Origin of the sequence: Paenibacillus senegalensis JC66 (genome assembly GCF_000285515.1) — a bacterium.
In the GTDB taxonomy this organism is placed as follows: domain Bacteria; phylum Bacillota; class Bacilli; order Paenibacillales; family NBRC-103111; genus Paenibacillus_L; species Paenibacillus_L senegalensis.
This window is the reverse complement of sequence record NZ_HE610966.1, coordinates 27,163-41,234: the sequence shown is the minus strand read 5'-3', so window position 1 is coordinate 41,234 and position 14,072 is coordinate 27,163. Positions and strand designations below refer to the sequence as shown.

Sequence of the window (14,072 nt, the reverse complement as noted above, 5' to 3'; positions counted from 1 at the left end):
CGGTATATGCCATACTGCGATTCTAAGCTAAAAGTGTTTACGTGCAATTCCAATCCTGAGCTGGCTAGAGAAATTGCCGAATATATAGATGTACCATTGGGAAGTGCGGAGATTGTCCGATTTAGCGATGGAGAAATTCAAATCAAGCTGGACGAGAGCGTCCGCGGCTCTAACGTGTTTTTGATCCAGTCGACCTGCAGCCCGGTAAACGATCACCTGATGGAAATTTTGGTCATGACCGATGCTTTGAAGAGAGCTTCTGCAAAAAGCATTAATGTCGTCATCCCCTATTACGGTTATGCCCGTCAGGACCGCAAAGCAACCTCCCGTGATCCGATAACAGCCAAGCTGGTAGCTAATTTAATTGAAACAGCCGGAGCGCACCGCGTTATCACTATGGATTTGCACGCCATGCAGATTCAGGGCTTTTTTGATATCCCTGTTGATCATTTGTTAGGGGTTCCCATCCTCGGCCAGTACTATCGTGACAAAGGCTTAACCGATGTAGTGGTCGTATCGCCGGACCATGGCGGAGTTGTCCGGGCCAGAAGGCTTGCTGATTCTCTTCGCGCCCCCTTGGCCATTATAGATAAGCGCAGGCCCAAGCCGAATGTCAGTGAAGTCATGAATATTATTGGTGATATTAAAGGAAAGACCACGATTTTAATTGATGATATCATTGATACGGCAGGCACCATGAGTCTCGCAGCGAATGCTTTGATGGAGTATGGGGCGAGCGAGGTTTATGCTTGTGGAACACACGCTGTTCTTTCAGGCCCGGCGATGGAACGTATTGATCAATCTCCAATCAAAGAATTAGTTGTGACAAACACGATCCCTTTAACGAACCGGGAGGCCTCTCCCAAAATCAGAACGTTGTCGGTCGCAAAATTGATGGGGGAAGCCATCATTCGTGTGCATGAGGAACAATCCATCAGCAGCTTGTTTGAATGATAGTTGCTTTCCGCTCAACGGGTTATTTGGATAATTAGGTTTCAACCACCTGGCAAATGGGTAAATTAACGGGTAGAGTTAATAATCCATGGAGGTGTTTGGAATGTCGGCAGCAATCAAGGTGAAGGATCGGCCCGATTTGACCAAATCACAGAAAAAACAAATGAGAGCAGAGGGATTCGTGCCCGCTAGTGTCTATGGCAAATCGATAGATAATGTTTCCGTATCGGTTAATCAGAAAGATATTTTTCAAATACTGAAGACCAACCCGAACGGTGTTATACAGCTTACTCTACCTTACGAAAACCAGAGTCATCCTGTCATGATTCAGCATGTTCAGAGGGACCCGATTTCTGGGGAGCTGCTTCATGTTGATTTTCACAAAATCCAAATGGACGAGCCTGTCAGGTCCATGGTACCAATAGAGATAGTGGGTGAAGCCGCAGGTGTTAAGGAAGGTGGCGTTCTGCAGGTTCAAGCTCACGAACTGGAGGTCAAATGTCTTCCGGATCGGATTCCTTCCAGTCTGCAGCTTGATGTAACCAATCTGGAAATCGGCGGAAATCTGACGGTCGCGGATATTTCTGTGCAGGATGGAGTAGAAGTGCTGTCTGATGCGAATGAAGTTGTCGTGACTCTGCTTGCTCCGCAGAAGAATGAAGAGGCCGAAGACGGGGCGGGTGAGGCTGAAGCGCCTGCCGAAGCCGCAGAGGAAGACGCTGCGGAATAAAGTCAGGTTCTCTTGTACGTTTCCGGGGGCTGTCCAGAGAGTCAGTGAAAACTGACGACTGGACGCCCCTTTTTTGTTGTAAGGCAGAAAGGCAGGCTGCGACCTAGATTCAGCTTTTATTTGGGGGGCTTATGGCAGCTCCTTTGCCTGGGCAACCCTTTCTTAGTTTCCGGGGGCCCTGCGTGTTATACCAGTGGCCTTAACCCTAGCTTCAACATTAGAGGTGAAGGTTTGAACTAGTAGCCTGGGCGTGAAATAAATGTATACAGGCTGCGGCTGTAGAACGTGCCGTTAATTTTGATAAAGCGGCTGCTATAGGACTGCACGTACCCAATATCCTGGTGCTGCTCGCCCATATAGATTTGTACGGGAACTTGGTGCTCGTAATGATCTTTAAAATGCTGGTCTCTGGTTAAAGGCTGACCGAATTGATACATAAAACAATCACCTGGCCTTAGTCGTTCAAAAGTCCGGACGGATGCATTTGATCTTCCTTTTAAATCACTATACAATAATACAGACAGCGGCAGAGCTGCTTCTGTTCCATGATATTTTGGATAATTTCACGAATCAGGCAGGGCTGACGGTGCAGCCGTATTAGATGAACAGGCGGCAGCTGTCAGTAAGCCGCTTATTAGCTGGAACTAATGAAGAGGTGAAGTTCGTGGTGAAGTGTTTGATTGGCCTGGGTAATCCTGGTGCTGCTTATGCAAAAACCAGGCATAATGTGGGCTTTATGGCTATAGATCAGATTGCCAGGGAATGGGGAATAGACGTTTCTCAAAAGAAATGCAAAGCTTTAATAGGCGAAGGCAATGTAAGAGGAACGAAGGTTTGGTTAATTAAACCACAAACGTATATGAATTTATCAGGCGAATCATTGAGAGCGTTTCTGGACTATTATAAAATTGAGCTCGAGAACATAACCGTATTATATGACGACCTCGATACCCCTTTCGGAAAGTTCCGGCTGCGTTATCAGGGAGGCGCGGGAGGCCATAACGGCATCAAATCGATTATCCAGCATACCGGGACCCAAGTCTTCAACCGGATTCGCATAGGGATCTCCAGGCCGGCTCCAGGCTATAATATAGCGGATTACGTGCTCTCACCGTTCAGCAAGGAAGAATTTCAATCATTACCGGAAGTGTTGGAGCAGATTCAAAAAGCGGTTAAGTACGATTTGGAGCATACCTTCGAGCAAACGATGGCCGCCTTTAACAAAAGCTGAAATAGTTTTCCCGCGAGCGTTCTAGCTTGACCATGCTTAAAGCAGATGCATTCAGGGCATACTGTCAGGTATAGGACGATTTCGGGAGGCATAAATATGTCAGTAGTTTACGTATGCAGACACTGTCGCAGTCATGTGGGGAGCATTGATCTTCAACAGGTCAGTGAGGAAAGATTAGGGTTCCAGTTCTTGACCCCCGATGAACGCAGAGATATAATATCCTATAACCCAAATGGAGACGTTGTGGTCAAGGTTACCTGTGATTATTGCACAGAAGCATTAGAGCATAATCCTGAGCTATCTTTACTAGGCAGTCCCCTGCAATAATTGAAGCGTACTGGATCAAGGAAGCAGAATACTACGGCCTTGGCTGTTTTGCCGAGGCTTCTTTTTGATGGTTGAGAGGAGTGAATTCATTGCGGTCGCTAATTCAAGCTTTTTCAGAGGATGCTGACTTCCAGTCGGTGGTTTCCGGAATCCGCTCTGGAATGAGGGAACAGCTCATTGCCGGGCTGGCCGGATCTTCCCGCCAGGTCATGTTAGCCGCATTAGCCGCTGAATTACAACAGCCGATCATTATTGTTACTCATAATATGTTTTCGGCACAAAAAATAGTGGAAGATTTGCTGGAGTTTATGAATGAGGATGAGGTTATGCTGCTCCCCGCGCAAGAGCTTTTTGCAGCAGAGGCAGCCGTCTCCAGTCCGGAAACTTTGGCCCAAAGAATTGATGTCTTAACCCGACTTTCGTCAGGTTTTCATGGAATATTGGTTACCCCTTATGCGGGTCTGCGGAAACTGCTCCCCGAGAAAACCGTATTCGCGAAGTCTCAGATCACGATCAATGTTGGGGATGAATTGGATCTGCATTCCTTTTTAACCGAAATGACGGAGCTGGGCTATGAACGGGTAGAACAGGTTGAGAAAAAGGGAGAAATGAGTGTACGCGGAGGAATTATCGATATTTTCCCTCTGCCCTCGGCGGAACCCTACCGAATTGAGCTGTTTGACGTAGAAGTCGATTCCATCCGGACATTTGATGTAGTCAATCAGCGCTCTATAGATAAGAAGAACACAATAATGATTCCCCCTTCCAAAGAGATTATCGCCGAGGGAAAGCGCTTTCAATATGCCGCAGAAAAAGCCTATGATCTTCTTCAGGAGCAGCTAGGCAAAATGACGGACCGCCAAGCCAAGCAAAGGCTGGATGAAGAAATACGCGGCGAAATTGAAAAGCTGCGTGAGCGGGTGTTTTTTCCAGGGTTATACAAATATATCTCGCTACTTTACCCGGAGCAGCATACACTGCTGGATTATATCGGGGATCAGGCGCTTCTCGTTTTGGATGAGCCTGCCCGATTGCTGGAAACGGCCAAACAGCTGGAAAAAGATGAGGCCGAATGGGTAACCGGCATGCTCGAGAATGGCCAAACCCTGCCTTCACTGCTGCTATCCAAATCTTACGAAGAGCTGATTCAACGCAAAGCTTTACCCACGCTGTATATTTCACTGTTTTTGAGACAGGTGCCGCAAGCTCAACCGCAAAATATTGTGAATTTTATGAGCCGGGCCATGCAAAATTTTCACGGACAAATGAATTTGCTTAAATCGGAAATGGAGCGTTGGAAAAAAACCGGCTACCGGGTCATGCTGCTTGCTAACGGTGAGGAACGGCAGGAGCGCGTGCGCAGAGTGCTGAATGACTATAAGATTGACGAGCCTACCCTGTTGAATGGCACCTTGCAGAGCGGCTTTGAGCTGCCGTCTATTCATTTGGTCGTGCTGACTGAAGGGGAAATGTTCAGCCAGAAGCAGCGCAAGGCGCGCAGGGTCGACAAAAAAATAGAAAATGCCGAGAGAATCAAAAATTACCAGGAGCTTAAAGTCGGGGATTATGTAGTTCACGTCAATCACGGCATTGGCAAATATGTGGGCATCGGTACGCTCGAGATTAACGGAATTCATAAAGACTATCTGCATATTCTTTATGCTGGTGGCGATAAATTATCCGTTCCGATCGATCAAATCGATCTTATCCAGAAATATGTAGGGGCCGAAGAAAAAGAGCCTAAAGTATACAAGCTCGGGGGCACGGAATGGAACCGGGTCAAAGGCAAAGTCCGAACCTCGGTAAAGGATATAGCGGATGAACTGATTCAGCTGTATGCCGCCCGACAATCGACACCTGGCTACCCCTTTACGAAGGATACTCCTTACCAGCAGGAATTTGAAGGGCTGTTTCCGTATGATGAAACACCTGACCAGCTGCGGGCCATTGAAGAAATTAAGAAGGATATGGAGAAAGCCTATCCAATGGACCGTTTGCTATGTGGGGATGTGGGCTACGGTAAAACGGAAGTTGCCATTCGTGCAGCATTTAAAGCAGCGATTGATGGCAAACAGGTTGCAGTGCTGGTGCCGACTACGATCTTGGCGCAGCAGCATTACGAGACGTTCAAGGAGCGTTTCTCTGATTATCCCTTCAATATTCAGGTGCTCAGCCGCTTCCGGTCACGCAAAGAACAGAACGAAGCGATTAAAGGCATTAAAAACGGCTCTGTAGATATCGTTATCGGAACACACCGGATTTTATCTGCGGACGTTCAGTTTAAGGATTTGGGGCTGCTGATTGTTGATGAGGAGCAGCGCTTTGGCGTTTCCCATAAAGAGAAGTTAAAACGCTTGAAAACAAATGTAGACGTATTAACCCTGACGGCTACACCGATTCCCCGCACACTTCATATGTCGATGCTGGGAGTTAGAGATTTATCGGTCATCGAGACCCCGCCGGAAAATCGGTTTCCCGTGCAAACCTATGTTGTTGAGCATAGCCAGGTACTGATCCGGGAAGCGATAGAGCGTGAGCTCTCGCGTGAGGGACAGGTGTATTATCTGTACAACCGTGTCCAGGGTATTCAGCAAATGGCCGAGCAAATCTCTATGCTCGTACCGGAGGCGCGAGTCGCTGTGGCTCATGGTCAAATGTCGGAGCAGGAACTGGAAAGGACCATTCTGGACTTTCTCGATGGCGAATACGACGTGCTCGTTAGCACAAGCATAATTGAGACAGGTGTCGACATCCCGAATGTCAACACGCTTATTGTCCATGACGCCGACAAAATGGGGCTCTCCCAGCTGTATCAGCTTAGAGGAAGAGTAGGCCGCTCGAACCGGATTGCTTATGCTTATTTCACTTATCAAAGGGATAAAGTATTAAGCGAAGTGGCAGAAAAAAGGCTGCAGGCGATCAAGGAATTCACGGAATTAGGCTCAGGCTTCAAAATCGCAATGAGAGACTTGTCTATCCGTGGTGCGGGGAACTTGCTCGGGGCGGAGCAGCATGGGTTTATTGCCTCTGTGGGCTTTGATTTGTATTCTCAAATGCTGGCAGAGGAAATAGCTAAGAAAAAGAAAGAAATGGGCGGAGAACCGGTAGAACAAGCAGAGCAGTGGAATACGAAACTCGATTTACATTTGGATGCTTACTTGCCTTCCGACTATATTTATGACAGTATACAGAAGATAGAAATATACAAAAAGGTAGCCAATATCACCACACTCGAAGATGCATCAGAGCTTTATGATGAATTGGTGGACCGCTTTGGCGACCTGCCTCAGGCTGTCGATAACTTGCTGGCTGTTGCCCGCTTCAAGGTATACGGCTCTCTGTATAAAATAGAGTCGATTACTCAGCGCGGAGACGACTTCATCCTGAGGATGGATAAGAGTCAGAATACAGTCCTGGAAGGGAAGAAGCTAGTAGCGCTTGCTTCTCGTTTTGACGGGCGTCTAAAAGTTAATCCCGGTGCTCAAATTGAAGTGGTGATTAAAGGCAAAGGGCTTCAACCTGATCAAGCGATAGCTTTGGTCGATCGATTTTTGGTACAATACAAGGAAGCCTTTAAACAGAAGGGAGAATTGCAGAATGTTGCAAAATAGACAACGTCGTGCGCGCTTGTTTTTATCAAGCCTTGCATTACTGCTTGTACTGGTATTGCTTGCGGCTTGCGGAAATAAGAACGAAGGCGGAGAAGAACCGGGTGAGCAGACTGCGCCTGGTGATGTGGTAGCCAGCTACGAAGGGGGTTCGGTTACAAAGGCGGAGTTCGACAAATTTATTGACACAGTTAGTTTTTTTAATGCTCAATTTGCATCGGTAAGAGATCTGCCGGAATTCCAGGAATATATCCTGCAGCAGATGGTTGCTTTGGAGCTTATGTATGGACAGGCCGGTGAAGAGAGCAAAGAAGGAGCGGATGAAGAGGTAAATAAGCAGCTTGAAGACATCCGCACCATTCTAACCGCACAAGGCGGGGAGAATGCTTTTGAAGAGCAGCTGGAAACTTTCGGGATAACAGAAGAAGATATTCGCAGTTATATCCAAAAAAGCTTCGTAGTTATGACTGACCTCGAGAGCAAAGTTACTGACGAGGAAATCCAGGCATACTATGATGATCTGAACGAGCAAAATGTTCTTGATGTTGTTACGGTTAGCCATGTCCTCATTGCTTTGAAAAATCAGGATGGCTCCGACCTGCGCACGAAAGAAGAAGCGCTGGAGCGGGCAAATGAAGTAAAAGAGAAGCTGGACGGCGGAGCAGACTTCGGTGAGATTGCCAAGCAATACTCAGATGATGGCGGCTCCAAGGATAATGGCGGAACTTATGAGAATGAAGTGCTTGGCCAAAGCATGTGGGTTCCCGAATTCAAGCAGGCTGCCCAAGAGCTGCCTATTGATACAATAAGTGAGCCGATCGAAACTCAGCACGGCTACCACATTATGAAGGTAAGTGCGCGCAATCCTCAGCCGCTGGATGAGGTGAGAGAGCCGATTCGCGATACGATCGCTTCCGAGAAGATTGCTCAATTTATTTCGGAAGAACTTAGTAATTACAATTTTGAAACCTTCCTTCCTCAACCGGAACCAACTCCGGAAGAATCGCCGGAAGGTACTCCTGAGGACGGGTCAGAAAACACTCCTCAAGAGGAAGGGGACGGAGAAGGTGAAGGAGAAGGGGAGCAGCCGCCTGCATCCTAAAATGGCCCCGTATCTTAACCTTGGGCAGTAAATAAAAAGCTTTTTTGGGATTTGTTATGCACTCGCTGAACAGCGGGTGCTTTTTTTCTGTAAAGTTAATAAAAAGTTAGAACCGGAAAATGTATAAGATTATGGAAATGGAACAATACTTTAAATACACTTCTGCTCTACATGAATTGATTTCATCTAAGAAAGAGAGGCATCGAAAGAAGCATGAAAGCAACTGGAATAGTACGTCGGATAGACGATTTGGGTAGGGTGGTCATTCCTAAAGAGATTCGCAGAACCTTAAGAATCCGTGAAGGAGACCCGTTGGAAATTTTTGTGGATCGTGATGGGGAAGTGATTCTGAAAAAATATTCCCCAATTGGCGAATTAGGTGACTTTGCTAAAGAATATGCGGAATCATTGTATGAAAGCACCAATCACATTGTGTTTATTTCAGACCGTGATACCCTGATTGCAGTGTCGGGAGCGCCTAAAAAAGATTTCCTGGAGAAATCCATCGGCTCTATCGTAGAAAGCTGCATGGAGAATCGCAAGTCGGTATTGGAAACAAACTCAGGCTCATACGAAATTTGCAAAGATATGAAGGAGAACTATTCTTCGTATGTAATTGCCCCAATTATTGCTGGTGGGGATCCGATCGGGGCTGTCATTTTGACAAGCCGGGAAGAATCCGGCAAGATGAGCCAAATGGAATTGAAAATGGCGGAAACCGCAGCAACTTTTCTGGCCAAGCAAATGGAACAATAATAACCTTGCTTTCCCTCCTTCTGTCCTCAGGGCTTGATGCTCTTTGGTAACAGGAGGTTTTTTTATAGCCTTCCGTTGATTTTTCAATTAGCAGCGCTTTAAGGTATAATAAGGGAATCTGTTTTAGAGGGAATGGCGGGAAAGCGCATGGACAATCGAGGGATCCGTCGGTCAACTGGCAGCGGGCTGCTTGAGGGAGCGGCCATACTCGGTGCTGCTGCGGCGATCTCCAAGCTGCTGGGGACGCTGCAGAAGATTCCTTTGCAAAATTTAGCCGGGGACGGGGTCTTTGGTATTTATAATGCGGTTTATCCGCTTTATATTCTTCTGCTGACTTTAGCTACAGCAGGCATACCTGCCGCAGTCTCCAAATTTGTGTCCGAGGAGCTTGCGCTCGGTCGTACTTGGCATGCGAGCAGACTGCTGCGTATTGCTTGCGTTGTATTATTTGCAAGCGGGTTCTTATTTTTCATCCTTCTTTATTTTGGTGCAGGCCGGATCGCGTCCTGGATCGGGATAGCCCAAACAGAACCCGCGATTCGAAGTATAGCTGCGGCGCTATTATTTGTTCCCGTAATGGCTGCTCTGCGGGGTTATTTCCAAGGACACAAGAACATGGTGCCGTCGGCTTTGTCACAAGTTATTGAACAGCTTGTCCGGGTGTTCACGATGGTGCTTCTGCTGCTCCTTTTGCTGCATTGGGGAGCTGGCGATGAATGGATTGCCGCCGGCGCGACTTTTGGTTCAGTAACGGGCGCTCTGGCCGGACTTCTTTTTTTGCTGGTCTATTGGGTGAAGCACGCTGCCGCTGGCAAGAAAGCAGAGAACCGGATGGAAGAGATCCCATTTGCCGGGAGGACAATGAAGAAAGCCGCTGACAAGCATAAGGCGGTAGCGCCTGAGCCAATGCTATCTGTTGTGTATCGTTTTCTCCGATATGCTGTGCCAATCAGCCTGGGCTCGTTGGTGGTTCCCTTGCTTACTTTGGTAGATACGTTTACTTTGCCCCGGTTGTTAATGAATGAGGGTAACAATGAGTCGGCAGCGCTATATCAATTTGGTCTGTATCATCATGGGATGCCGCTTATTCAGCTCATTACACTGGTTGCCGGCTCGATGTCAACAGCCTTGGTTCCAGCTATAGCTCAAGCTCGCGTGCGTGAAGACTGGATGTCCATACGCCAGCATTCAGTGCAATCGATCCAATTCACGTGGTGGTTAGGCCTGGCAGCCTCTTTAGGGCTTGCTCTCACTTCGTTTCCTTTGAATATTATGTTCTACAGGAACGGGGAAGGCTGGGAAGTGATAGCCATTCTCGCTTTTGTGGCGCTGTTTAGCACCGTGCATATCGTCTCCTCTGCGATTCTCCAGGGGATTGGGGACCTCCGAAAGCCGATGTATCATTTATTAATAGCTGCGGTCGTAAAAATCGGCCTGAACCTCGTCCTCGTGCCCGTATGGGGGATTCACGGCGGGGCATTGGCGGCTGTAGCCGCTTATGCAGCTGCGTGCGGGCTTAATTTGTTAGCCTTGCACAAGCATGGAATAGGAATGGCCTGGTCCTTAAAAGCTCATTCCCAAGCGTTATTGGCGTCAGCAGCTATGTGTGGGGCCGTTGCTGTTATACTCCTGCTCTCCCAAGGTCTTTTGTCCATCGCAGGGTCCTTCTTTCCCTACCGTGGCTACTATACAATAGTTGCCCTATTAGCTGTTATCACCGGGATACTCGTATATGCTGTTGTTTTGTTTAGAGGGCGAGACCTGCAAGCGGAGCAATTGGAGCATGTACCCGGTGCAGGGAGAAAAATCGGGAGGCTATTAAAGAAACTCCGTTTCATCAAATAAATAGTGGTTATGTATTATGAAGGGAGGGGCAGCGTATGTCTGCAGCCATTACCGTAGTTGGTTTAGGAACAGGCGACGAAAATCAGCTCACATTGGGAAGCTGGAATCTAATCCGCCAAGCAGCGATTGTTTATTTGCGGACGGAGCATCATCCCGTTGTTAAATTTTTGAAGGAAAACGGAGTTCTCTTTCAATCCTTTGATTCTATATACGAGGAAAAAGATTCCTTTGATGAGGTTTATGAGGAGATTGCCTCCCGTCTGATCCAAGCAGCCGGACAAGCGGATGGGCCGATTGTCTATGCCGTTCCGGGACACCCTTCTGTTGCCGAGAGAACTACGCGGCTCCTTGAGCAGAAGGGGCGGGAAGCGGGTGTCGAGATCAACTGTTTGGGAGGAGAAAGCTTTCTTGATCAGGCTTTCCTTAAGTTTGGGTTTGACCCTATAGACGGGTTTCAACTGCTGGATGGAACCGACCTGATTATGGAGCAGATCAATCCCGCTTTGCATACATTGATCGCCCAGGTATATGATTCATTTACCGCTTCGGATGCAAAATTGGCATTAATGGAATGGTATCCTGATGATTATCCGGTATACATAGGGCATGCCCTGGGAGTTCGCGGAGAAGAAGTCATTCTCCAAGTCCCGTTATACGAGCTCGATCGGGTGGAGGGATACGGGAATCTCTCAATTATTTGGGTGCCGGCTGTTCAGCAGCAGGAGCTCAGGCATCGCAGCTTTCAACGGGCAGTCGATATTGTAGCCGCATTAAGGAGTCCAGGCGGCTGCCCTTGGGATCAGGAACAGACTCACGCCAGCATACGCAGTAATCTCATCGAAGAAACGTATGAAGTGATAGAAACAATAGATAACAACGACCCGGAAGCGATGTGTGAAGAGCTTGGAGATTTGCTGCTGCAGGTGCTTATGCATGCGCGAATGGAAGAAGAGGCCGGGATGTTTACCGTGCGGGATGTGATCCAAGGTTTGAACGACAAGCTTGTTCGCAGACACCCCCATGTATTCGGTGATCATGCCGCATCCAATGCTGAAGAAGCACTGGGCAGATGGGATGCGATCAAACAGGAGGAGAAACGCAGCAAAGGCGAGAACCTCGAGGAGCTTTCGGTTCTGGCCGGAATCCCTCCTGCATTACCCTCTCTTAACATGGCGTTCAAACTGCAAAAGAAGGCTGCCAAAGTTGGCTTTGATTGGGATGATGCCGACCAGGTGGTGGACAAGCTGCTGGAAGAAGTGCAGGAGCTGAGACAAGAAATAAATCAGCAGCATAAGGAAAAGCAGCGTGAAGAGATGGGAGATCTGTTGTTTTCAGCCGTTAATCTGGCGCGTTTTCTAAAGATTGACCCAGAGGAGGCATTAAGCGCAGCGAATCGCAAATTCCGCCAAAGATTTGAATATATGGAGCGGAAACTGCGTTTAAAAGGCCAAAAAATTGACCAGACTGATCTACAAGAGATGGAAGACTATTGGCAGGAAGCGAAAAAAGTTTTGGAAAATCTTAAGTAAGCAGAAGGATTTTCCGTCTCAACAAAGAATAGTATTTTCATGCTCTGGAAAGAATTCAGACGAAATCTAGGAGGTACTTATCATGAATAAAACGGATTTGGTAAATAACATTGCTAGCAAAAGCGGAATGTCCAAGAAGGATGTAGAGAGTGTTCTTAACGGTTTTCTCGGCGAAATTACGGATGCCCTTTCTGCCGGGGAGAAAGTACAGCTGATCGGTTTTGGCACTTTCGAAACCCGCAAGCGCTCCGGCCGTACCGGTCGCAACCCGCAAACAGGTAAGGAAATTACGATCCCTGAATCCATCGTACCTGCATTCAAGGCAGGCAATAAGCTCAAAGAAGCCGTAAAATAAATGCGGCTTGACAAGTTTCTTAAGCTTTCCCGGCTGATTAAGCGTCGCACGGTTGCGAAGGATGTTTCAGATCAGGGAAGAGTGTGGCTGAATGGCCGGGAAGCTAAAGCGAGCAGCACGGTTAAGGTTGGAGATGAGCTGACGATTCAGTTTGGTCAAAAGCAGGTGACCGTCAGAATAGAGCAGCTGACTGAATCCACCCGCAAGGAAGACGCAGTTCAAATGTATACCTTACTGCGCGAGGACTAATACACACATATGCAACTTGCAGAAAAAGAGACTAAGCATCATTTAGTCTCTTTTTCCTCCCTTGGTTCTAAATTCGGACATCCCCCCATATGGTAATGATAAAAGGGAGGGGTACATGCCATGGTGGACCAAGGTAAAGTAAAACGGCAAGAAGTCAAAATGCTGAATCGTAAGTTAATGGAAATCTCAGGCGTGCTGAATGTAGAAAGCTTTGATAGCGAAGAGTTCTTGTTGGAAACCGAATGCGGCTTCCTGGCGATTAAGGGGCAGAATCTCCATATCAAAAACCTGAGCCTGGAACAGGGGCTTGTAGCCATTGAAGGACTCGTCCATTCCATGGAATATCTAGATTCCACTTCCCAGACAAAAACCAAAGGGTTATTCGGTAAACTGTTCAAGTGACCCTACACGTTCAGTTTCTAACCATGGGCGTAATGTTTGCCAGCGGGACGGGAATGGGCATATTATTCGATGTCTACCGCATACTGACTGGGCAGTTGCGGGTTCCGCGCTGGGCTGTCGCTATTTTGGATCTCGTATATTGGGTCCTGGCTACATTGCTTGTCTTTCAAATGCTGTATACAAGCAATCAAGGGCAGCTAAGGTTATTTGTCTTTATAGGTTTGTTCGCGGGAGCTACTTTTTATTGGTTGTTTTTAAGGGTAGGTACGGTTAAAGCGATCCACTTTGTCCTTAAAGTATTTAACTGGCTGCTTGAGCTCGGGGAAAAAGTCATCCATCTGTTCATTGTGAAGCCGATTCGTTTGTTGTATAAGGGTTTACTATTACTTATAAGCTTCTTGGCTGCATTTGCTTTGTTCGTGTACAAAATTGTGCTACAATTACTGTATCCTGTATTTTATCTGTTCGGAAAACCGGTTAAATTCCTATGGCGGCAAATTCGTTGGCCGTCATGGTTGATAAATGGCTGGAAAAGCGTCCGTGCACTCGTTCATCAATGGTTTGCAAAGAAATAGGAGGATCTCAATTCCATGGCGCAGGTTAAAAAAACAACCAAGAACACCAATACTGCAGTGGGCGCTCGTCGACGAATGAGACTGTTGATGATCGCTGTTTTCTGTGTAATGATATGGGCTGGGGTAACAGTATGGGATCAAATGGACTATTTGAACGAGAAATCCGTTAAGCTGGAAGAACTGGAAGCCCGGCTTGCCGAAGTAAGTAAGCTCAATGAAGAGGCAAGAAAAGAACTTGCTCGTCTGAACGATCCGGAGTATCAGGAAGAGAAGGCCCGGAAGAATTTCCAGGTCGCCCGAGAAGGGGAAATTGTGTTTGACGTAAGTTCTCCTTCCCCCTAGGCAAACGCCTTGTTGACCTCTTTTCAAGCATCATGTATAATCTCCATAGCCAGTCTTTTTTGAATTT

Annotated in this window: 15 protein-coding genes; 14 read left to right on the top strand and 1 reads right to left on the bottom strand. The window is 47.3% G+C overall.

The genetic code is table 11. The features are described 5' to 3' along the window. Positions 1–6 precede the first annotated feature (6 nt). Together PSHG_RS24870 and PSHG_RS24865 are read left to right on the top strand one after the other, a co-directional pair. Positions 7–954, top strand: coding sequence for a ribose-phosphate diphosphokinase (locus PSHG_RS24870; RefSeq protein WP_010279395.1), 948 nt, complete (start codon positions 7–9; stop codon positions 952–954). 103 nt (positions 955–1,057) lie between these two features. Continuing rightward, entirely contained in the window at positions 1,058–1,684 is a 627-nt protein-coding gene (locus PSHG_RS24865; protein WP_010279392.1) for a 50S ribosomal protein L25/general stress protein Ctc, read from the top strand. A 236-nt stretch (positions 1,685–1,920) separates the two neighbouring features. Here the strand turns inward: PSHG_RS24865 and PSHG_RS24860 are convergent, their stop codons facing one another. Beyond that, positions 1,921–2,121, bottom strand: a complete 201-nt coding sequence (locus tag PSHG_RS24860; protein WP_010279390.1) for a hypothetical protein — start codon at positions 2,119–2,121, stop codon at positions 1,921–1,923. 230 nt (positions 2,122–2,351) lie between these two features. Here PSHG_RS24860 and pth point away from each other — a divergent pair, with 230 nt between their 5' ends. From pth to PSHG_RS24800, 12 genes are all read left to right on the top strand, one after another. Continuing rightward, the gene (pth, locus tag PSHG_RS24850) at positions 2,352–2,915 is read left to right on the top strand and encodes an aminoacyl-tRNA hydrolase (protein ID WP_010279387.1); all 564 of its coding nucleotides are present in this window, start codon (positions 2,352–2,354) and stop codon (positions 2,913–2,915) included. 96 nt (positions 2,916–3,011) lie between these two features. Further along, a complete protein-coding gene (locus PSHG_RS30195) occupies positions 3,012–3,242 on the top strand; it encodes an anti-sigma-F factor Fin family protein (RefSeq protein WP_010279383.1) in 231 nt (76 codons plus the stop codon). Positions 3,243–3,331: 89 nt separating this feature from the next. Next, a complete protein-coding gene (mfd, locus tag PSHG_RS24845) occupies positions 3,332–6,853 on the top strand; it encodes a transcription-repair coupling factor (protein WP_010279381.1) in 3,522 nt (1,173 codons plus the stop codon). Next, the gene (locus PSHG_RS29020; protein ID WP_010279379.1) at positions 6,840–7,952 is read left to right on the top strand and encodes a peptidylprolyl isomerase; all 1,113 of its coding nucleotides are present in this window, start codon (positions 6,840–6,842) and stop codon (positions 7,950–7,952) included. The genes mfd and PSHG_RS29020 overlap by 14 nt, the downstream gene beginning before the upstream one ends. Before the next feature lie 213 nt (positions 7,953–8,165). Then, complete coding sequence (gene spoVT / locus PSHG_RS24835; protein ID WP_010279376.1) at positions 8,166–8,708, top strand: stage V sporulation protein T; 543 nt, start codon at positions 8,166–8,168, stop codon at positions 8,706–8,708. 147 nt (positions 8,709–8,855) lie between these two features. Further along, the gene (locus PSHG_RS24830) at positions 8,856–10,553 is read left to right on the top strand and encodes a putative polysaccharide biosynthesis protein (protein ID WP_157213496.1); all 1,698 of its coding nucleotides are present in this window, start codon (positions 8,856–8,858) and stop codon (positions 10,551–10,553) included. Positions 10,554–10,588: 35 nt separating this feature from the next. Next, positions 10,589–12,082 carry a bifunctional methyltransferase/pyrophosphohydrolase YabN gene (gene yabN, locus PSHG_RS24825; RefSeq protein ID WP_010279370.1) on the top strand — a complete coding sequence of 498 codons (1,494 nt, stop codon included), beginning with the start codon at positions 10,589–10,591 and terminating at the stop codon, positions 12,080–12,082. An 82-nt stretch (positions 12,083–12,164) separates the two neighbouring features. Beyond that, on the top strand, positions 12,165–12,437 hold the full coding sequence (locus PSHG_RS24820) for an HU family DNA-binding protein (RefSeq protein WP_010279367.1): 273 nt from the start codon (positions 12,165–12,167) through the stop codon (positions 12,435–12,437). Further along, a complete protein-coding gene (locus PSHG_RS24815; RefSeq protein ID WP_010279366.1) occupies positions 12,438–12,686 on the top strand; it encodes an RNA-binding S4 domain-containing protein in 249 nt (82 codons plus the stop codon). It begins immediately after the preceding gene. Positions 12,687–12,806: 120 nt separating this feature from the next. After that, the gene (gene yabP, locus PSHG_RS24810; RefSeq protein ID WP_010279362.1) at positions 12,807–13,088 is read left to right on the top strand and encodes a sporulation protein YabP; all 282 of its coding nucleotides are present in this window, start codon (positions 12,807–12,809) and stop codon (positions 13,086–13,088) included. Beyond that, positions 13,085–13,663 carry a spore cortex biosynthesis protein YabQ gene (gene yabQ, locus PSHG_RS24805; RefSeq protein ID WP_026021602.1) on the top strand — a complete coding sequence of 193 codons (579 nt, stop codon included), beginning with the start codon at positions 13,085–13,087 and terminating at the stop codon, positions 13,661–13,663. The genes yabP and yabQ overlap by 4 nt, the downstream gene beginning before the upstream one ends. A gap of 15 nt (positions 13,664–13,678) precedes the next feature. After that, positions 13,679–14,005 (top strand): FtsB family cell division protein, encoded by a 327-nt coding sequence (locus PSHG_RS24800; RefSeq protein WP_010279358.1) that lies wholly within the window; start codon positions 13,679–13,681, stop codon positions 14,003–14,005. The last annotated feature ends 67 nt before the right edge of the window (positions 14,006–14,072 follow it).